The organism is Salinispora cortesiana (assembly GCF_000484695.1).
GTDB lineage: Bacteria > Actinomycetota > Actinomycetes > Mycobacteriales > Micromonosporaceae > Micromonospora > Micromonospora cortesiana.
This window is the reverse complement of sequence record NZ_AXVR01000018.1, coordinates 23,965-42,823: the sequence shown is the minus strand read 5'-3', so window position 1 is coordinate 42,823 and position 18,859 is coordinate 23,965. Positions and strand designations below refer to the sequence as shown.

Below are 18,859 nucleotides of genomic sequence, written 5' to 3'. Positions count from 1 at the left end.
GCCACCCGGCTGCCGCGATGGCCAGCGCTGGCGCATTGCCCACACCCTCTACACCCAACATCGCCTCGAAGACTCCGACACCCGCTGCCGCTGCGGCGAACTCTGGCCCTGCCCTACCTACCGCCATGCCATCCGCGCGCTGCTCACCGCATACCTCCAAGCGGGGCCCGTCATGATCATCTGCCCGACCGAAACCGCCATCTGCCGATGGTGCGCCCGCACCATCGTGTCGCACCCGGCTCACGGCTGGGTTCACCCCCACGACGGGTACGTCACCTGCGACCGGCCCCACGCCGACGCCCCGGTGGCCACTACCGCCGAGCCGTGCCCCGCGGACCCCTGACACGTCCACCACGGCGGCACAGGTCCACCCACGGCCCGTCTGATCCAACGGCTCCCGAGCACCCACCGAGCGACCAACCACCACCGCCGTACGCGAAAAGGCCCCGACCGGCACAGAAGTACCAGGTCAGGGCCTTGCTCGTTGGTGCGCCGCCAGGGACTCGAACCCCGAACCCGCGGATTAAGAGACTTAAGGCTTCGCAGCAGCGCACGAGGTCGCAAGGCGGGTGCGCACCACCAGGTCGTGCAGGGCGTCCACGGCTGCCGGGTCTGCGGAGTCGGGCAGCACCGACATATCTCGGGCCGCCTCCAGCTCGGCGCGAAGCCGCGGCACGTCGGCGGCGAGTCGCGGCGCATCGCCCGTGGGTAACGGTCCCTGCTCGGCCTCCCGAGCACCCAGGCTTGACCGGTGCGGCTGGTCGAGCTGCTGTACCGCCGTGATGTTGTCGCCATGGGGAGTAAGCGGCCGGAACAGCGCTTATCAAGATTTCTGGGTGGGCTCCGCACCGGCGGCATCCGCCGGCCGGGTTGTCGTGGCGCGGCGCACGAACACCAGCGTGAAGCCGGCGGCGGCAGCGAGTACCCCTGCCACCAGCAGGCCGATCGGCAGGTTGCGACCGAGCAACAGCAACTGCGCCCGCCCATCTCTGGACTGTTCGAGTACCGCGTCGGCGGTGGCGTCGTCGTACTGGAAGGTGGCGTCGAGGATGACCACCGGGGGCCCGACGTCTGGCACCAGCTCCTGGTGCTGCTGCTCGCGGTAGCCCAGAATGCCACCGGTCATCGGCTCCACCCAGAGCGTGCGAGACGCCCGGTAGGTCATCGTCGCGGTCGTCGCCTCCGGCGCCAGGAAGCCGAGCAGTTGGGTCAGCGTCTCCTCGTCCAGGTCGAGCTCCCGTTGGGGGACGGTCTGCTCGAACCGGTACGTCTCCAGGCCGGCGACCTCTTCCTCGCCCTGGTACAGCATCGGCAACGACTGCCGCAGGATGCCATCGAAGTACTGATAGGTCTGCTTTTTCGTATCGAAGGGGAACAGGTAGAGCTGCCCGGCGTACGTGATGCTCCCCGCCTCGCAGCCGGTGGTGCCCAACTCCACGGCCTCCGTGTCGCGGTAACACTGGCCGTCCCACTCGGCTGCGGCACCGGACACCCGGTCGAGGGCGATCCGACTCTCGGCCCGGTTGACCGGCAGGTCACGATCCACCCAGTCGGTAGCTTGATACACGTTCCAAATCAGAGTTTCGCCGGCGAGGCTTCCGGTGAGCTCCGCAGCGGCCTCGTTGTCAGGTTTGATACCTGTCTCCGAACGCAGAGTGCCGGTTTCGACAGTCACCGCAGGTTCACCGTCGGGCAGGGTCCGGGCACTGACGAAGGTGGCTGACGGTGCGACCACCACGATATCCGGCGGCGTCACGTCGTAGGGCACCTGCTTTAGTGCCGGCACGATCAGCCATACCAGCCCCACGGCCACAACAACGCAGAGTAGCCCCAGACCGAAGAGAACCGCGCCGATTTTCTGTCGCATCAGCACACCCTTCCATTAGGTGGAACTTGTTCTAATCTACTGCCACTTCCCCCAGCAAGGAAACCCCTCGGCAACACACCTTTCGCCGTATCGTCATCCACTGGCGCCGATACCCACCCCGACGTACGCTGACCAAGCACTTGCTTGGCCCATATCGTGCCGGGAGGTCCCGATGATGCCGTCGATCCCAGCGGCCCTGCACCGGGCGGCGCGTGAGTTCAGCTCGGCGCCGGCCCTGGTGGAGCCCGACGTCGCTCAGCTGAGCTACGCGGAGCTCCTCGCCGAGGTACGGCGCGTGGCACAGGCACTGATCGCCGCCGGGCTGCGCCCAGGCGACCGGCTCGCACTCTGGGCACCCAACTCGACGCAGTGGGCGCTGGCCGCGCTCGGCGCGAGCTACGCGGGCCTCACCCTGGTGCCGGTCAACACCCGGTTCACCGGGATCGAGGCGCTCGACGTGATCCATCGAAGCGGTGCCAGCGGCCTCGTCGTGGTGGACCCGTTCCTCGGCACCGACCGACTCGCCACGCTGCGAGCCGCCGCCGCGGCGGAAGGCAAACAGCTCCCCCGCCTGGTCGTGCAGGTTCCCTCCGGTTGGGACGAGTTCGTCTCCCGGGGCGGGTCGATTCCCGAGCTGGAGGCCGACGCCCGCGCCGCCGCGGTCAACCCCGACGACCTGAGCGACATCCTGTTCACCTCGGGCACCACCGGGCGCAGCAAGGGCGTGATGAGCGCGCACCGGCAGTCGATGGCCGTGGCTGCCGCCTGGGCCGACATCGCCCGGCTGGCCCCCGACGACCGCTACCTCGTGATCAACCCGTTCTTTCACAGCTTCGGCCTGAAGGCCGGCATCCTCGCCTGTGTGGTCAGCGGCAGCGCCATCGTGCCGCAGGCGGTCTTCGATGTGCCCCAGACGATGGCCCTGATCGCCGACCAGCGGATCACCGTCCTACCCGGGCCGCCCACCCTCTACACCAGCCTGCTCGGTCATCCCGACGCTCGGCGATTCGACCTGTCGAGTCTGCGCCTGGCCGTGACCGGAGCGGCCACCGTGCCGCCGGCCCTCGTCGATCAGATCCGCACGGAGCTCGGCGCGGACGTACTCACCGCGTACGGGCTGACCGAGGCGGTGGTCGCCACAATGTGCCGGCCGGGCGACAACGCGCAGACCGTGGCGCGGACCTGTGGGCGCGCCGCGGCCGGATTTGAGGTCCGCATCGCTGACCCGGGCGGCGAGGTGCTGCTGCGGGGGCCGAACACGATGCTCGGCTACCTCGACGACCCGGCCGCCACCGCCGCGGCGATCGACACCGAGGGGTGGCTGCACACCGGCGACATCGGGCACCTCGACGAGTGCGGCTACCTGACCATCACCGACCGGCTCAAGGACATGTACGTCTGCGGCGGCTTCAACGTGTACCCGGCTGAGGTCGAACGCGCGCTGGCGCAGCTCCCGGGCGTGGCCGAGTCCGCGGTGATCGGCGTGCCCGACCCGCGACTCGGCGAGGTCGGCAAGGTCTACCTGATCTGCCGCCCGGGTCACTCGCTCACCGCGGCGGAGGTGATCGAGTTCTGCCGGAGCCGACTCGCCAACTACAAGGTGCCGCGGTCGGTGGAGGTCCGGTCCGAGCTGCCACACAACGCCTCGGGCAAGGTCCTCAAGTATCTGCTCCGCGCGGAGAGCGCCGAGGCGCGCTAGATCCAGTCGGTGTGCCGGGGCCACGCCAGCAGCGTGTCGACCACCTCGGGCGGCTCACCAGATGGCATCGGTGCGACGGCGCAGTAGCGGCCCTTGTAGAACAGCAGCGGACCGTCGTCGCGGCACTCGCCGAGCGCGGTCACCCGGCCCACCACGATCGAGTGGTCGCCACCTGGATGCACCGCCTCGACCCGGCAGTCGGCCCAGGTCAACGCCCCGGTAAGGATCGGCATGCCGGTCGGGGAGGGTGTCCAGGCGACGTCGGCGAACTTGTCCACGCCCGTCGTGCCGAAGACGCGGGACAGCGGCCCATGCGCCTCCGCCAACACGTTGACGCCGAACAGTCCGACATTGTGGATCCGACGCCAGGTGGCGGAGCCCGCCTGGGGGCAGAACAACAGGAGTGGTGGGTCCAGCGACAGCGGGGCGAAGGCCTGGCAGGCGAACCCCGCCGGGCCTTCGTCGTCGAGCGTCGTGATGACGGTCACGCCGGTACAGAAGTGGCCGAACACCCGCCGGAACTGCTGGGTGTCCACCACCGCTGCGGTGGTCACCCGACTCGCTGGAACTGGTGACCCCACACGCTGTGCGCGGTCGTCTGCCGAGCGATCCAGGTGCGGTCGTCCACGGTGTCACCGTCGGTGCCGTACTCGATGTCGAAACCGCTCGGTGTGCGCAGGTAGAACGAGATCATGCCGTCGTTGGCGTGCCGCCCCAGGGTCGCGACCATCGGGGTGCTACTTCGGAGGCCACGGTCCAGGGCGCGGCCAACGTCATCGATCGTCTCGGTCTCAATCATCAGGTGGACCAGGCCACTGGGCGCTGGCAACGGGGCCAGGGCAACGCTGTGGTGCCGCGGGTTGCAGCCGAGGAAGCGCATCCAGAGTGGTTTGTCGCTGGGCGGCAGGCCGATGGCCTCGGGATGCAGCCGCATCGAGTCGCGCAGCCGGAAGCCGAGCACCTCGGACCAGAAGCGTAGCCCGGCGGCGTCGTCGAAGGTCGGCAGCACCACGTGCCCCATGCCCTGCGCACCGGTGACGAAGCGGGTGCCGTACGGGCTGCGCGCCGGGCGGTTGTCGAGCTCGGCGCCGCAGTAGAACTCCAGGCGGTTGCCGGAGGGATCGTCGACGCTGATCATCTGCGCCACCCGCCGGTTGGCCAACTCGTCGGCCTCGGCCGTCTTGATCACGGCACCCGCCCCCTCGAGGACACCGGTCAGCCGGTCGAGTGCGGCGGGGTCAGCCAGCTCCCAACCGCTGGCGGCCAACCGGTCCCGCTCGCCGGGTACCACCACGATCCGAGCGGGCAGGTCATCCATGCGTAGGTAGGCGGCCTCCGGGTCGGAGCCACGGCCCTCGGTCATGCCGAGCACCTTGACGCCGAACTCCCGCCATGCGGGAACGTCGGTGGCTTCGACCCGGAGGTAGCCGAGGGATCGAATGAGAGTCACGAGCGGTTCCCTTCCAGGAAGTCGAAGGCGAGGCGGTTGAACTCGTCGAACTTCTCCAGGTGTGCCCAGTGTCCGCAGCCACCGAAGACGTGCAACCGGCAGCGGCGGATCAGCTTGAGCGCGACCAACGCCCCGTCGAGCGGGTTGACCCGGTCCTCCCGGCCCCAGACCAGAAGGACCTCGTTGCGCAGCCGGTGGGCCTCGCGCCAGAGCAGGCCCTCCTCGTAGAGGTCCGGGTCGGCGAACGAGGCGCCCAGCGCACGCATGCCGCGTAGGGCGTCCCGGTCGGTCGCGGCGCGCATCCGTTCATCGATCAGCTCGTCGGTGACGAAGGATTGGTCGTAGACGAGCGTGCGCAGGAACTCCGCCAGCTTCTCCCGGCTGGGGCCGGGTGGGGCGCCGAACGCGGTCAGCCGCTTGACCCCCTCGGTCGGGTCGGAGGCGAAGACGTTGAGGCTGAGCCCACCGGGGCCCATCAGCAGCAGCCGGCCGGCCCGCTCCGGGTAGCGCAGGGCGAACCGGACCGCGGTGCCACCACCGAGCGAGTTGCCGATGAAGTCGACCCGGTCCAGGCCCACCTCGTCGAGCAGGGCCGCGAGCCGGTCGGCCGAGTGGGTGAAGTACTGCCGACCACTCGGGCAACTCTCGGACCCGCCATATCCCGGCTGGTCAACGGCGAGGGTGTCGAATCGCTTGGCGAAAACCGGGACCGTGCGCCCAAAGTTACTCCACGCCGAGGCGCCCGGCCCGCCGCCGTGCAGCAGCACGACCGGGTGTACGCCCGCTGGTCCGGCCCGGTGGTAGTGCAGCCCGGCGGCGGTGGCTTCGATGATTGTGCTGGTCGTCATGGCGTCCTCACACCATCGCGTCCGCGATGGACAGCCCGAACTCGCCGCTGCCGTACATGGACAGGGCGCGTTCGGGGTCGTTGACGGCGTGCACCCGGCCGGCGTGCGCGTCGCGCCAGAGGCGCTGGATCGGGTGGCTCGTGTAGATCGCCCGGCCACCGGAGTTCTCGAAGAGCCGGTCCGCGGCCTGGATCGCCAGTTCGGTGCCCCGAACCTGGTTCCGACGTGCCCGCAGGCGCAGCCGCATCGGCAGCTTCTCCCCCGCCGTGGCCAGCTGCATCAGCTCGCTCATGTCGGCGGTGAGGGTGAGCCAGGCCGCGTCCACGTCGGCGGCCGCCCGCGCGACCCGTACCTGCGAGTAGGGGTCCTCGACGGCCCGGACGCCGGCGTAGGCGGCGCGGACCCGCTCGCGCATGTGGGTCACGTGCGCGTCGTACATCCCGGTCGCCATTCCGATGATCGGGGCGGTGATCGTGTACGGGAAGATCGAGCCGTATGGGATGCGGTAGAGCGGCCCGGAGTTGCACTCCTGGCCGGGGCAGACGCACCGAGCCGTGTCGCCGAAGCTGAGCGATCGATACGCCGGGACGAACACGTCGGAGACGACGATGTCGTTACTACCGGTGCCCCGCAGACCGATTGTGTGCCAGACATCCTCGATCGTGTAGTCGGCCGCGGGTAGCAGGAAGGTGCGGAAGTCGGCGGGGCTGTCGTCCTGGCTGGGCACGATGCCGCCGAGCAGGACCCAGGTGGCATGGTCGCATCCGGACGAGAAGCTCCACCGCCCACTCACCCGATACCCCCCATCGACTTCTTGGATCTTGCCGGTGGGGGCGTAGGAGGAGGACATCAGGGTGCTGGGGTCGGCGCCCCAGACGTCCCGCTGTGCCCGTTCGGGGAAGAGGGCCAGCTGCCAGTTGTGCACCCCGATCACCGATGCGACCCAGCCGGTCGAACCGCAGGCGCTGGCGATGTCGCGGACGCAGCTGAAGAAGGCCGTCGGGTTGGCCTCGAGCCCGCCGCACCAGGCCGGCTGCAGCAGCCGGAAGAAGCCGGTGGAGGCCAGTGACTTGAGGTGCTCGGCGGAGAGCGTTCGGCGGTCCTCTGTCTCCTGGGCCCCCTCCCGCAGGACGGGTAACAGCTCCCGCACCCCCCGTGCGACCAGTTCGGCGCCCTCCATGAGATCCCCTCCGGTGGCTTGGCTGTCGAACGTGACGATCCCTATAATAGAACACGTTCTACTTCGCGGCTACTACGCGAGCAGCAGGATCCGCAACACGTTCCATCACAGCTGAGGAGCGACATGACCAACGTCGAGGCGGTACGCACAATCGACAGCGGGGTTCTGCCCACCAGGTTTGCCCGCGGCTGGCACTGCCTGGGACTGGCCGACTCGTTCCGCGACGGCAAACCGCACGCCGTCGAGGCGTTCGACACCAAGCTCGTGGTCTTCGCCGACTCGACGGGCACCCTGCACGTGCTCGACGGATACTGCCGCCACATGGGCGGCGATCTGACGATGGGCACCATCAAGGGCGACGAGATCGCCTGCCCGTTCCACGACTGGCGTTGGCGTGGGGACGGTCGCTGCACCGCGGTGCCGTACGCACATCGGGTCCCGCCCCGCGCCCGTACCCGCTCCTGGACCACCTGCGAGGAGAACCGCCAACTGTTCATCTGGCACGACCCGCAGGGCGCCCCGCCACCACCGGAGGCCGTGATCCCCCGCATCGAAGGCGCCTTCTCCCCCGAGTGGACCACCTGGACCTGGGACTCCATTCGGATTGACGGTGCCAACTGCCGTGAGGTCATCGACAACGTCGTGGACATGGCACACTTCTTCTACATCCACTTCGCGTTTCCGACGTTCTTCAAGAACGTGTTCGAGGGTCAGGTAGCCGCACAATTCCTGGAGACCCGACCCCGACCGGACGTGCCGGTCACCGCACGGCAGTCCGGGGATGCGACGCTCCGTTCGGAAGCTGCCTACTACGGACCCGCATACATGATCGACTATCTCTTCACCGACTACAACGGCATCGAGGTGGAGTCCGCACTGATCAACTGCCACTACCCCATCTCGGCCAACTCGTTCATGCTGCAGTGGGGCATCATCGTCAAGCGCCTACCCGGCCTCACCGCCGCCCAGGCCGACAAGGCGGCAGCGAAGTTCGCGGCCGGCATCGGGATCGGCTTTCAGCAGGACGTGGAGATCTGGAAGCACAAGAGCCGGATCGACAATCCGCTCCTCTGCGCCGAAGACGGCCCGGTCTACCAGCTCCGCCGCTGGTACGAGCAGTTCTACGTGGACGTTGAAGAGGTCACCGAGGACATGGTGGCCCGCTACGAGTTCGAGGTCGACACCAGCAGAGCTGTCGAAACCTGGACCGCCGAGGTGGCCACCAACCTCGATCGACAAGCCGATTCCGCGTCATGAACCGCATCCACCCGCTGACCGAGCGGCAGGAGTATCTGATCGGCGGCTATGTGGAGCTGTCCTGTGCCCGCTGTGCCGCCCAGGTCCGGGTACGCAAGTCCAGCCCACAGCAGACCAGCGTGCAGTGGAGCAGCCGGGCCACCCGCCAATGCCCCGCGCTGACCAGCGACGAACAGCTGCAGACACCGGCGCCCACCTGCCCCGACCTGCGCAGGAGCATTCAGCATGCGGTGCGTACCGGCAGCCTGGGGGTGACGTGATGTACCACCGGTTGCGCGTCACCGACGTGATCGAGGAGACGCCCGATGCGCACTCGCTGGTCCTGAGCGTGCCACCGGAGCTGACCACCGAGTTCACCTACCACCCCGGCCAGTACCTCACTGTCCGGGTGCCGCACGGCCAGGGAATCATGGCCCGCTGCTACTCGCTGTCCAGTTCTCCGTACACCGAGGCCGACCTGAAGATCACCGTCAAACGCGTACCCGGCGGGCCGGCATCGAACTGGATCTGCGACGACATCCACGCCGGAGCCAGCCTGGAGCTCATGCCGCCGGCCGGCTCGTTCACCCCCGACTCGCTCGACAGCGACCTACTACTGCTCGCCGGAGGCAGCGGCATCACCCCGGTGATGTCCATCATCAAGTCCGTACTCGCGGCCGGTCGTGGCCGGCTTGCCCTGCTGTACGCGAACCGCGACCAGTACTCGATCATCTTCGCCGCCGAGTTGGCCGCGCTCAGCGAGCAACACCGCGACCGGCTGAGCGTGACCCACTGGCTGGACAGCGAGCGCGGCACCCCAGACCCAGCCACGCTGGCGACCCTGATCAGCCCCTATACCGAACGGGAGACGTATGTCTGCGGTCCGGCGCCCTTCGTCGTGGTAGCCCACGACACGCTACAGCGCGCCGGGGTGCCGGCGGACCGCATCCAGGTCGAACGCTTCGAGGTCGAACGGCGCTCGGCTGACGACCGCGACGCCACCCTGGAGGTTGAACTCGATGGCCAGACCCACCGACTGTCGTGGCCGGCCGGCGCCCGCCTGCTGGACGTGCTGATCGCAGCCGGGCTGAACGCACCGTTCTCCTGCCGCCAGGGCCACTGCGGCGCCTGCGCCTGCCGGCTGTTGGACGGTCAGGTCGACCTCGCGCACAACGAGATCCTGGAGGAGGAAGACTTCGCCGAGGGCTACATCCTCGCCTGCCAGGCCGTCGCCCGTAGCGACGAGGTGTCGGTCACCTACTATTGACCGACGACCTCCCACAGTCCCACACGACGGTTGGCATGGCGCCGTCGTCAGCCGCCGCTCCCCTGGCCTCGGGTCGCGGCGCTCCGGCCCGCCCGACGGCCCGAGAAGACACAGTCGGCCAACGACAGCCCACTGACGTAGCTACGGGAGCAGATGCCGACCGCGGTACGGCCAGCGGCGTACAGACCGGGTACACCTGCGCCGTCGGCGCCCAGGGCCTGCCCGGTCTCCTCGTCCACCCGGAGGCCACCGAGGGTGAGCATGGGTGCGGGTGCGAGGAGCCGGGCCCGTACCGAGACATCGATCAGCGAGTACGGCGCAACGGCCAGGGGACGAACCTGGTCGGCCGGCTTGCCGGCCGGGTCGGGGCCAGCCGCCTGATAGGCCGCGAGGGTGTCGGCCAGCTGCTCGGGATTCACTCCGGCACGGCGTGCGACCGCCGCTGGCGTCGCCCCGGTGACCCGGCCGAACGTCAGCAGCCACCGTGCCTGCCAGCGCTGGAACCAGAGGGTCTGGGCTCGCAGCTGCCGGCGGCACTCGGAGCGCAACGCCGCGTCGAGCAGCAGCCAGGCCTGCGCGTCCGGCGCGCGCAGAATCGCCTCGCCGACGGCTGCGCCGTAGCGGGACTCGTCGCAGATCCGTCGGCCGTCCCGGTCGACGAGCAGGCCGCCGAGCATCGCCGCGGGTGGGGCGAGGAATCGCCAGATGCTCATCCGGTCGAGGTGGGCGGTGCCTGCGCCGGCGGCCACGCCGAGCCGGATCCCGGAGCCGTCGTCACCGGGTGTGCCCAGCCGCAGCCCACCGCGGTACTCCGGGGCGTGGGTGCGCAGCATTTCGCGGTCGAAGACGAAGCCGCCGGCGCAGAGCACGACACCGCCGGCCGCCCGGACCCGCAGCCGACGGCCGTACCGCCGCTCCAGCCAGGCGACTGGCCGGTGCAGCGCGCGCCCCAGGGCCGGTAGGTAGACACCGGGCCGGACCGAGCAACGGTGCAGGAGACGGTGGGCGAGCCGGACCCACCGGGCGGCACCGCGCAGGCTCCGGCACTCGACTCCGGTGATCCGGCCGTCGGGACCGGTGACGAGCCGCTCGGCACGGGTCTGCGGGAGCAGCTCGACGCCACGGTCACGGGTGGCAGCGGCGAGCCGGGCCGCGAGCAGCCCGCCGGAGGTGCCGCGGGCGTGCACCCGGTGGCCGCGTGGCGCTGGTGATGCCCGGTGGGCGAAGGACAGCTCACTTCCGGAGTAGTACAGGTAGTGGCGATTGGTGGGGTATGAGGTCTTGTATGGACAGAGGCTCGCCTCGAATGGCACGCCGAGGCCGGTCAACCAGTCGATCGAGGCCGCGCTCTGCTCGCAGAACCGGCGCAGGGTCGCGGAAGAGACGGTGTCGCCGACCTCCTCGATCAGGTAGTCCAGCATCGCCTGGGGGGTGTCGGTGACCCCGGCCGCACGCTGCTGCCGGGTGCCGCCGCCGGCATAGACCACCCCACCGGACATCGCGGTGGTGCCGCCGCCGGAGAACCGGTCGAGCACCAGGACACGCGCTCCCGCGTCGGCAGCCTCGACCGCGGCACAGGCCCCGGCCGCACCGAACCCGACCACCACGACGTCAACCGTCTGGTCCCACTCCTCGGTCACCGCGCCTCCGTAGAGTTCCGCAGACAACGTGGTCGGCGTCGCCGACCACGAGACGGACACCATCGACGACCGGTGGTGGCGAGCCGGATAAAACTATAACCTGTTCTCGTGTCGATATCGGAGCAGGAGTTCGATGTTGTCGTCGTCGGCAGCGGCGGTGCCGGCATGGTCGCGGCCCTCACCGCGGCGCACCGAGGGCTGAGCGCGGTCGTGCTGGAAAAAGCCGGGACATACGGCGGTTCCACCGCTCGCTCCGGCGGTGGGCTCTGGCTTCCCGGCAACGAGGTGCTGGCCCGGGCCGGGGTCGCCGACCACACAGAAGACGCGCGCACCTACCTGGCGTACGTCGCCGGACCCGACGCCACCGCGGCCCGGCAGAACGCGTTCCTCGCCGCCGCACCGGAGGTTGTCGCCTTCATCCGCGACCACACTCCACTCGACTTCGCCTGGGTGCCCGGCTATCCGGATTACTACCCCGAGGCTCCCGGTGGGCTTCCGGGCGGGCGCAGCATCGAGCCGCTCCTGCTCGACGCCCGGCTGGTCCAAGCTGACCTGGCGACGCTGGCCGCGCCGTACCGGGCAGCGCCGGAGGGGGTGGCGGTCACCCAAGTCGACTACCGGTGGCTGTCGCTGGGCCTGCGACACCCGCGGGCGATCCGCACCGTGGCCCGGCTCGCCACCCGCGGCCTGAGCGCCCGGATCCGGCGCCGGCCGATGCTCACCATGGGCCAGGCGCTCGCCGCCGGGCTCCGCGCCGGCCTGCGCAGCGCCGGCGTCCCGGTCCGACTCAACACACCAATGACCGACCTGCTCACCGAACGGGGACGGGTCACCGGGGTTACCGCCCAGCAGGTCGGCGCCCCGGTGCTGTTCCACGCCCGGCGAGGTGTGTTGCTGGCCAGCGGCGGGTTTGAGCACAACCAGTCGATGCGCCGGGAGCACCAGGCAGGGATCGGCACGGAGTGGACCGCCGGCGCGGCCGGCAACACCGGTGACGGCATCGAGGCGGGCAGGCGGCTCGGCGCCGCCCTCGACCTGATGGACGAGGCGTGGTGGGGGCCGTCGATTCCGCTCCCCGGCGGGCCCTACTTCTGCCTCGCCGAACGCAACCAACCCGGCTGTCTCATGGTTGATGCCAGCGGCCGGCGATTCGTCAACGAAGCGGCCCCCTACGTGGACGCGGTGCACGCCATGCTCAGCGCCGGGGTGGGCCAACCGGCGTGGTTGGTGGCCGACCAGACCTACCGGGACCGCTACCTGTTCGGCGGGCGGGCCCCACGCTCCCCGCTACCACGGCGCTGGTTCAGCTCGGGGGCAGCGCACCGCGCCGACACGCTGGACGAACTGGCCGGGCAGATCGGTGTGCCCGCCACCGCGTTGGGACGCACCGTCCGCCGGTTCAACGAGTTCGCGCAGCGCGGTCGGGACGACGACTTCCACCGCGGGGACTCGGCCTACGACCGCTACTACGGCGACCCGCGGCATCGGCCCAACCCGTGCCTCGGCGCCGTGGCCCGGCCCCCGTTCTACGCGTTCCGCATGGTCCCCGGCGACCTGGGTACCAAAGGCGGCCTGCGGACCGACGAACGAGCCCGGGTGCTGCGCCCGGATGGCGCGGTCGTACCCGCGCTGTACGCGGCGGGCAATGTGAGCGCCTCGGTGATGGGGCGCAGCTACGCCGGCGCCGGTGCGACCCTCGGCCCGGCCCTCGCCTTCGGCTACCTGGCGGCACTCGACCTGGCCACGACGGCCACCACCCCCACCCCCACCCCCCTCCAGGAGGACTGATGCCCATCGACCCCGCCGTCGCCGTCGGCGCCGAACTTCCCGGCCGGGACCTGAGCTGGGACAGCACCGACGTGCTGCTGTACCACCTGGCCGTCGGAGCTGGCCCCGACGAGCTGTCCTACGTCTACGAAGGCGCGCTACGTGGGGTCCTGCCCACCTTCGCCACGGTGGCCACCACCCTGCGGGACACTGAGCCGCCCACGGTGACGATGCCCGGCATCGACGTCGACCTGGCCCGGGTTGTCCACGGTCGACAGGAGCTTGAACTGCACCAGCCGATCCCGGCGAAGGGCCGCTGTGCGGCCCGCTCACGAATCGCCGCCGTGTATGACAAGGGCAGCGCGGCGGTCATCGTCACCGAGACCAGCACCGAGCTGTTCACCAGTCGGATCAGTATCTTCGTCAAGGGTGCAGGCGGATTTGGTGGGGAACGCGGGCCGGCCACTCGGGTGCCGGTGCCCGACCGGGCACCCGACGCGGTGGCGCTCTCCCCCACCGATGCACGGCAGGCCCTCTGGTACCGGCTCTGTGGCGACCGCAACCCGCTGCACGTCGACCCGGCCTTCGCCGCCCACGCCGGGTTCCCCCGGCCGATCCTGCACGGGCTCTGCACGTACGGAATCGTGGCGAAGGCGGCGATCGACACCCTGCTCGGTGGCGACCCGGACCGGGTGGCCGGCTACCAGGTCCGCTTCGCTGGAGTCGTCTTTCCTGGCGAGACCCTGCGCACCGAGATGTGGCGGGAAGACGGTCGACTGCTGCTGCGCGCCTCGGTTCCCGACCGGGACAATGCCCCGGCCCTCTCCGACGTGAGCATCACCCTCCGCTGAGGACTACCGTGGCACCCGGGGCAGGCCGAGCCCCGCAGACGCGATCAGTTCCCGCTGGATCTCGTTGACCCCGCCGCCGAAGGTCAGCACCAGATTCCGCTTGGCCTGGACGTCAAGCCAGGTCAGCAGCTCGGCGGTCGCCGGGTCGGAGGGATCACCGCGCCGCCACACCGCCTCTTCGAGCTCCTGGCTGAGCCGCAACAGCCACTCCGACGAGAAGACCTTGATGACCGAGGCGTCCGCCACGTTGGGCTCGTCCCCGGTCGCGGACCAGTTGAGCAGCTCGTTGATGCGCTGGCAGGCGGCGACGCGAGCGAGGACGCGTCGCACATCCGGGGCCTCGAGCAGGCTCCTTGAGTACGCCCAGTCGTGTACCCGGGCGCCGAGGGCACCGAGCCGCCCCGCCGGGCCCAGCATCACCCGCTCGTGATTGAGCTGTGTGGTCAGTAGTCGCCAGCCGTCGTTCTCGGCACCCACCCGCCGGGCTACCGGCACTCGCACATCGGTCAGGTAGACCGCGTTGACGTGGTGTGCCCCGTCGCAGGTGACTATCGGCGTCCACGAATAGCCGGGATGCTTCGTGTCCACGATGAGGATGGAAAGGCCACGGTGCCGGGACGCGCCGGGGTCGGTGCGACAGGCGAGCCAGAGATAGTCGGCCTCGTGCGCCCCGGTGGTGAAGGTCTTCTGACCGTTCACCACGTACGCGTCCCCGTCGCGCACCGCCCGGGTGCGCAGCGCGGCGAGGTCGGTACCGGCCTCGGGCTCGGTGTAGCCGATCGCGAAGTGCAGCTCCCCGGCCAGAATGCGGGGTAGGAAGAACTCCTGCTGTTCGGGCGAGCCGTGGGCGAGCAGTGTCGGCGCCACGGTCTGCAGGGTAACCGCGGGCAGCGGAACATCCGCGCGGGCTGCTTCGTTGACGAAGATCTGCTGCTCCACAGGGCCAAGCCCACCGCCGCCGAACCTGGTCGGGAAACCCAGGCCCAACCAGCCGTCCCGGCCAAGTCGACGGATCAGTTCGCGGTAGACCACGCCGTGCCGCTCGCGCAGCAGGGTGGCGCGCTCCGCTGGTGACAACACCTCGGCGAGGTACGTGCGCAGCCGCGCCCGCAGCGCGTGCTGCTCCTCAGTCAAATCGATGAACACCATGGGCTCCCAGCTGATGCAGGCAGTACTCGGTGCCGCCAAGGTGCCGGACCAGGTCCCGGACCAGGGCGGTATGTCGGTGTAGCGGGTAGTCGGCGACCAGCCCCAACCCCCCGTGCAGGTGGTGGCAGGTGCGCAGCGCCGGCAGGGCAGTGCTGCTCAGCCAGTACGCTCCGGTCCACACGTCGGCGTCCTGGCCCACCTCGGCACTCCAGCTGGCGGCGAGAGCGGCCAGACGCATCGCGCGAGCGGCGACGTACACGTCGGCGATCTGCTGGGCGACTGCCTGGAACGTGGCCAGCGGGCGGCCGAACTGACGCCGGTCCCGCACGTGGTCGGCGGTCAGCTGTAGGGCACCGGTCAGCGCGCCGTCGCCCAGCGCACAGGCGCCGGCGACCGCGAACCGGCGCAGCTCGACCTCGGCGTCGCCCAGTGGCTCCGCCGCGGCGCCCTCGAGCCGCAGCATGAACTCGTCGGTCCCAGCCGAGGTCGGGTTGCGCAGCAGCGTCACACCGGGCGCGGCCGGATCGATCAGGGCGACCGTCGGCCCGCCCCCGCGCACTCGCACCGGGACCAGAACCCGGTAGGCCGCGTCAGCGTCCGGAACCGGACCGCAGGCTCCGGTGATCCGCCAGCCGTCGGTGACCGGCAGCGGAGCCCCCAGGGCAGCCGTCAGAACCCGGCCCTCGAGCACCCCCGACAGCAGCTCGCGTTGCTGCTCAGGGCTGCCCGCTCGAGCCACCGGGAGGACACCCAGCGACAGCGTGGACCAGGCGGGAACCCGGGCGGCGTGCCGCCCGATCGCGGTGAGCAGCACGCCAGTCGCCATCGCGCCCAGCCCAGCGCCGCCCAACCGCTCCGGCACGGCGAGGCCGAGCAGGCCAGACTGGCCGAGGGCCTTCCACAGGCGCTCCGGCGTGCCCTCGCTGTCGCTCATTACCTCGTCGGCGAGACGAACGATCGACTGCTGGGCATCGTCGAGCTCAAAGTTCGGTCCCATTTTGCTATTAGAACACGTTTCAATTACGGCCGACACCTACCCTTTACCGATCACCAGGGCGGGCGCAGGCACCAAGGCCAGCCACACCGCGATCCAGTACCGCAGGGATTCGTGGAAGGACAGAGTGACCGGCCCGGAGGTGACCTCAGTCCAGCAGCGCGACGAGCTTCACCAACGCCTGCTGACACGCCGTGGTGGCCTGCTTCTGCAGCATGCCGTCCATCGCACCTTTCAGTGCCGGGCCGGCGAACTCCATCCCGTAGGTGATGTGCGAGCCCCCGCCGCTCGACTCGACCGCGATCACCATCTTTGCCTTGACGCCCATCGGACCGTCGCCTGTCTGCTCGAGGCGCCCTGGCGCCTCCGCCTTCGTCACCCGCCAGGCCATCTCGGCCGGCATACCCATCAGCTTCACCCGCTGCTGATATGTAGTCCCCTCGCCGAGGGTTTCCGGCACCTCGCCGGCGAATCCCTCGTGCATCGTGTTCCACTCGCCAACCCTCGGCAGGGCCACCACGAGCTTCCAGACCTGCGTCGGATCCGCCTTCGCGTCGGCCTCGACCGTCACTGTAGCCATCGTGACCTCCTCTTCGAGATGAATCTAGAACAGGTTATAATAGGGGCATTGATTCCACCAGGTTTGATCATGACGGCGAACAAGAGATCACCGAGATCCGGCAACACCGGAATGCGAGGGTCGCCACCGCACGAGCAACGACCACCTCGAATGCCTGCCAGCAACTACCTGCGGGCCGCCGGCGAACGGATCCCCGTGTCGCCGGCGGCAGCGAGACCATCCTGGCGTACCGCAACGCGGGCCTGGTCGACGAAGTGTCGATCCCGTGGGTTGACCGCGTGGCTACGCCCGTCTGGCGACGTAACCGACTCAGGTCACGGTGCAGGTCAGCCCGGCCGACGCGGTGCCCGTACCGGTGCCGGTGAAGCCGAACGTGGTACTGCCCCCGGCCACCAGCTGACCGTTGTACGACTCGTTGAGCACCACGTTCACGCCAGCGGCTACCGTCCACCTGCCATTCCACAACGAGGTGATCGCGGTCCCACCCGGGTCAGTCCAGGTAACCCGCCAGCCGGCGATGGCGGTGGTGCCGGTGTTTGCCACGGTGACCTCACCCTGGAAGCCCCCCGACCACGTATTCGTCAGCAGGTACGTGGCGGCACAGCCGCTGCCCCCACCACCGCCGGAGGGGGTGGTGACGACACGGGCCGGGGAGGCGTCGGAGAGGTTTCCCGCCGCGTCCCGGGCCCGTACCGTGAAGGTGTATTCAGTCTCGGCCGCAAGGTTGGTCACCTGATAGGTGGTGCCGGCGACGGTGGCGACGGTGCTCGGCGGACCGCCGTCGGTCGCGCTCCGTACCTCGTAGCCGACGACTCCGACGTTGTCCGTGGATGCGTCCCAGGTCAGGGTGACCGCGGAGGAGGTCAGGTCACTGGCCACGGGACGGCCCGGGGCGGTCGGCGCGTCGGTGTCGTCTCCGCCGCCGGCGTAGCGCTCGGTGAGGCTGATGCCGGTGGTCGAGGCCTCGCCGCCGAGACGTACCTGGTGGTCAAGGCTGACGAACTTGCCGTCGTGCTGCCAGAGCGCCGGCTTGAGCACCTGTTCGTACTTGACCTCATCCCAGGTCTGCCAGTCGTGTTGCAGCAGGCCACCGGTGTCGCCGGAGTTCGGGTTGAGGCACCAGAAGGTATGGTGAATCACCATCTCGGTCATCAGGTCCCGCAGGGCCTGCAGCCACCTGTCCTGCCGTTCGTCCTGCCCGAACCGGCCACCCCACTCGCCGATCAGCAGCGGCGCGGTGTCTTCCTCGTGGAGGTAGAGCCAGTTTGGCCGCCACACGTCGTTGGTCAGCGTGGTCTTGTCAAACTCCTTCTGGAACCACGGCTGCTCGTGCACCAGCGGCCCGTAGTCGTGCGGCGAGTAGACCAACTGGTCCTGGTGGGCGCCCAGGTTGACCGGGTGGTCCTGCACCCCCCGCAGGTTGCCGCCCCACCAGTTGTAGTAGTAGTTGGGGCTCTGATCCGGGTCGGTGTTGGGTGATTCCCAACTCTCTCCCGGGCGCGGGTAGACCTCGATGCCCTCACAGAGAATCAGCACGTTCGGGTTGATCGCGAGGATCCGATTGCCCGCCGTCTCGCAGGCGTGTTTGAAGTTGTCGATGTCGCTGGTGCTGTCCCACTTGGCCCGGGGCGGGTTGTCCGGAGTGCCGTGCGGCTCGTTCTGGATATCCATCGCGACGATCGTGTCGTTGTTCTGGTACCGAGCGGCGACCCACTCCCAGCCCTGGTAGAACAGCTCCGGGGTGATTGCCCCCTTGTACCACATCGGATAGAAGTGGCCGGAGTTGTCCGCCTCGGCGCTGTGCACATCGAGCATGACCTTCAGGCCGTACTCCTCGCAGAGGGCCAGCCAGTAGTCGAAGATCTGCAGGTTGTCCAGGCCGGCCAACTCCGGGTTTACCGACAGGTTCACGTTCGGCAGCACGGTCTGGCCGGCCTTCCACTCCAGCAGCAGCTCCGTGGAGATCGGCACCCGAACGATGTTGATTCCCCGCTCGGCCATCTGCCGGGTGATGGTCTCGATGTTGCCGGCCCAGAGTCCGTGGAAGACCCGTTCGGTGGCGTTGTAGCCGAACCAGTTCGCGCCGGTCAACCACACCTGGTTGCCCGCCTCATCCACGATCTTGTTGCCGTCGGTGTGCAGCCAGTCGGCCGTCGGCGTGGTCGAGACGACCTGCACCTCCGGCTCGGGTGCGGTGGTGGCGAACGCGGCCGGGGCGGCAGCCGTGAGCCCGAGAGCCACGCAGGCCGCCACCGCGGCCGCCGACAATCTTGGTTTCACAGACACGGGAAGCTCCTAGTGGCGGTGGTGGGCGGCGAGTGGGAGCGCTTC

The 18,859-nt window shown here is 69.4% G+C and carries 16 protein-coding genes and 1 pseudogene; 6 read left to right on the top strand and 11 right to left on the bottom strand.

Annotation, left to right across the window (positions count from 1 at the left end; genetic code table 11):
• Nucleotides 1-532: 532 nt before the first annotated feature.
• Nucleotides 533-733: pseudogene (locus K228_RS30135) on the bottom strand (nucleotidyltransferase domain-containing protein); the annotation flags it as partial.
• A gap of 90 nt (nt 734-823) precedes the next feature.
• Nucleotides 824-1,867, bottom strand: a complete 1,044-nt coding sequence (gene pgfA / locus K228_RS0110785) for a cell envelope lipid trafficking protein PgfA (RefSeq protein ID WP_025618464.1) — start codon at nt 1,865-1,867, stop codon at nt 824-826.
• Between the two features lie 172 nt (nt 1,868-2,039).
• Between pgfA and K228_RS0110780 the strand changes: the two genes are divergently transcribed.
• The gene (locus K228_RS0110780; protein WP_025618463.1) at nt 2,040-3,566 is read left to right on the top strand and encodes a FadD3 family acyl-CoA ligase; all 1,527 of its coding nucleotides are present in this window, start codon (nt 2,040-2,042) and stop codon (nt 3,564-3,566) included.
• On the opposite strand, the gene hsaB is transcribed toward K228_RS0110780, so the two are convergent.
• Genes hsaB through hsaA form a run of 4 tightly spaced genes read right to left on the bottom strand, consistent with a single transcriptional unit; the run spans nt 3,563 to nt 7,044 of the window.
• Entirely contained in the window at nt 3,563-4,120 is a 558-nt protein-coding gene (gene hsaB, locus K228_RS0110775; RefSeq protein WP_025618462.1) for a 3-hydroxy-9,10-secoandrosta-1,3,5(10)-triene-9,17-dione monooxygenase reductase subunit, read from the bottom strand. The genes K228_RS0110780 and hsaB overlap by 4 nt on opposite strands.
• Nucleotides 4,117-5,016 carry an iron-dependent extradiol dioxygenase HsaC gene (hsaC, locus tag K228_RS0110770; RefSeq protein WP_025618461.1) on the bottom strand — a complete coding sequence of 300 codons (900 nt, stop codon included), beginning with the start codon at nt 5,014-5,016 and terminating at the stop codon, nt 4,117-4,119. The genes hsaB and hsaC overlap by 4 nt, the downstream gene beginning before the upstream one ends.
• Complete coding sequence (gene hsaD / locus K228_RS0110765) at nt 5,013-5,864, bottom strand: 4,5:9,10-diseco-3-hydroxy-5,9,17-trioxoandrosta-1(10),2-diene-4-oate hydrolase (RefSeq protein ID WP_025618460.1); 852 nt, start codon at nt 5,862-5,864, stop codon at nt 5,013-5,015. The genes hsaC and hsaD overlap by 4 nt, the downstream gene beginning before the upstream one ends.
• A 7-nt stretch (nt 5,865-5,871) precedes the next feature.
• The gene (hsaA, locus tag K228_RS0110760) at nt 5,872-7,044 is read right to left on the bottom strand and encodes a 3-hydroxy-9,10-secoandrosta-1,3,5(10)-triene-9,17-dione monooxygenase oxygenase subunit (RefSeq protein ID WP_025618459.1); all 1,173 of its coding nucleotides are present in this window, start codon (nt 7,042-7,044) and stop codon (nt 5,872-5,874) included.
• A 123-nt stretch (nt 7,045-7,167) separates the two neighbouring features.
• Between hsaA and K228_RS0110755 the strand changes: the two genes are divergently transcribed.
• From K228_RS0110755 to K228_RS0110745, 3 genes are read left to right on the top strand one after another with little or no spacing between them, the layout of a single operon-like run.
• Nucleotides 7,168-8,301, top strand: a complete 1,134-nt coding sequence (locus tag K228_RS0110755) for a 3-ketosteroid-9-alpha-monooxygenase, oxygenase component (RefSeq protein ID WP_025618458.1) — start codon at nt 7,168-7,170, stop codon at nt 8,299-8,301.
• On the top strand, nt 8,298-8,561 hold the full coding sequence (locus K228_RS0110750; RefSeq protein WP_025618457.1) for a hypothetical protein: 264 nt from the start codon (nt 8,298-8,300) through the stop codon (nt 8,559-8,561). The genes K228_RS0110755 and K228_RS0110750 overlap by 4 nt, the downstream gene beginning before the upstream one ends.
• On the top strand, nt 8,561-9,547 hold the full coding sequence (locus tag K228_RS0110745) for a ferredoxin--NADP reductase (RefSeq protein WP_025618456.1): 987 nt from the start codon (nt 8,561-8,563) through the stop codon (nt 9,545-9,547). Before K228_RS0110750 ends, K228_RS0110745 begins: the two co-directional genes overlap by 1 nt.
• A gap of 47 nt (nt 9,548-9,594) precedes the next feature.
• On the opposite strand, the gene K228_RS0110740 is transcribed toward K228_RS0110745, so the two are convergent.
• On the bottom strand, nt 9,595-11,187 hold the full coding sequence (locus K228_RS0110740) for an FAD-binding protein (RefSeq protein WP_025618455.1): 1,593 nt from the start codon (nt 11,185-11,187) through the stop codon (nt 9,595-9,597).
• Between the two features lie 108 nt (nt 11,188-11,295).
• Here K228_RS0110740 and kstD point away from each other — a divergent pair, with 108 nt between their 5' ends.
• On the top strand, nt 11,296-12,975 hold the full coding sequence (kstD, locus tag K228_RS0110735; RefSeq protein ID WP_025618454.1) for a 3-oxosteroid 1-dehydrogenase: 1,680 nt from the start codon (nt 11,296-11,298) through the stop codon (nt 12,973-12,975).
• On the top strand, nt 12,975-13,805 hold the full coding sequence (locus K228_RS0110730; protein WP_025618453.1) for a MaoC/PaaZ C-terminal domain-containing protein: 831 nt from the start codon (nt 12,975-12,977) through the stop codon (nt 13,803-13,805). Before kstD ends, K228_RS0110730 begins: the two co-directional genes overlap by 1 nt.
• A gap of 3 nt (nt 13,806-13,808) precedes the next feature.
• On the opposite strand, the gene K228_RS0110725 is transcribed toward K228_RS0110730, so the two are convergent.
• From K228_RS0110725 to K228_RS0110710, 4 genes are all read right to left on the bottom strand, one after another.
• On the bottom strand, nt 13,809-14,951 hold the full coding sequence (locus K228_RS0110725) for an acyl-CoA dehydrogenase family protein (RefSeq protein ID WP_025618452.1): 1,143 nt from the start codon (nt 14,949-14,951) through the stop codon (nt 13,809-13,811).
• Nucleotides 14,932-15,951, bottom strand: a complete 1,020-nt coding sequence (locus K228_RS0110720; protein ID WP_025618474.1) for an acyl-CoA dehydrogenase family protein — start codon at nt 15,949-15,951, stop codon at nt 14,932-14,934. The genes K228_RS0110725 and K228_RS0110720 overlap by 20 nt, the downstream gene beginning before the upstream one ends.
• 145 nt (nt 15,952-16,096) lie before the next feature.
• Complete coding sequence (locus K228_RS0110715) at nt 16,097-16,528, bottom strand: type II toxin-antitoxin system Rv0910 family toxin (RefSeq protein ID WP_025618451.1); 432 nt, start codon at nt 16,526-16,528, stop codon at nt 16,097-16,099.
• Nucleotides 16,529-16,837: 309 nt separating this feature from the next.
• On the bottom strand, nt 16,838-18,781 hold the full coding sequence (locus K228_RS0110710; RefSeq protein WP_025618450.1) for a cellulase family glycosylhydrolase: 1,944 nt from the start codon (nt 18,779-18,781) through the stop codon (nt 16,838-16,840).
• Between the last annotated feature and the right edge of the window lie 78 nt (nt 18,782-18,859).

Bases quoted from the DNA above. Each gene is read 5' to 3' on its own strand.
- K228_RS0110780 (WP_025618463.1), top strand. From the start codon at position 2,040: ATGATGCCGTCGATCCCAGCGGCCCTGCACCGGGCGGCGCGTGAGTTC.
- hsaD (WP_025618460.1), bottom strand. From the start codon at position 5,864: ATGACGACCAGCACAATCATCGAAGCCACCGCCGCCGGGCTGCACTAC.
- K228_RS0110755 (WP_025618458.1), top strand. From the start codon at position 7,168: ATGACCAACGTCGAGGCGGTACGCACAATCGACAGCGGGGTTCTGCCC.
- K228_RS0110730 (WP_025618453.1), top strand. From the start codon at position 12,975: ATGCCCATCGACCCCGCCGTCGCCGTCGGCGCCGAACTTCCCGGCCGG.
- K228_RS0110715 (WP_025618451.1), bottom strand. From the start codon at position 16,528: ATGGCTACAGTGACGGTCGAGGCCGACGCGAAGGCGGATCCGACGCAG.
- K228_RS0110720 (WP_025618474.1), bottom strand. From the start codon at position 15,951: ATGGGACCGAACTTTGAGCTCGACGATGCCCAGCAGTCGATCGTTCGT.
- hsaA (WP_025618459.1), bottom strand. From the start codon at position 7,044: ATGGAGGGCGCCGAACTGGTCGCACGGGGGGTGCGGGAGCTGTTACCC.
- K228_RS0110745 (WP_025618456.1), top strand. From the start codon at position 8,561: ATGTACCACCGGTTGCGCGTCACCGACGTGATCGAGGAGACGCCCGAT.
- pgfA (WP_025618464.1), bottom strand. From the start codon at position 1,867: ATGCGACAGAAAATCGGCGCGGTTCTCTTCGGTCTGGGGCTACTCTGC.
- K228_RS0110750 (WP_025618457.1), top strand. From the start codon at position 8,298: ATGAACCGCATCCACCCGCTGACCGAGCGGCAGGAGTATCTGATCGGC.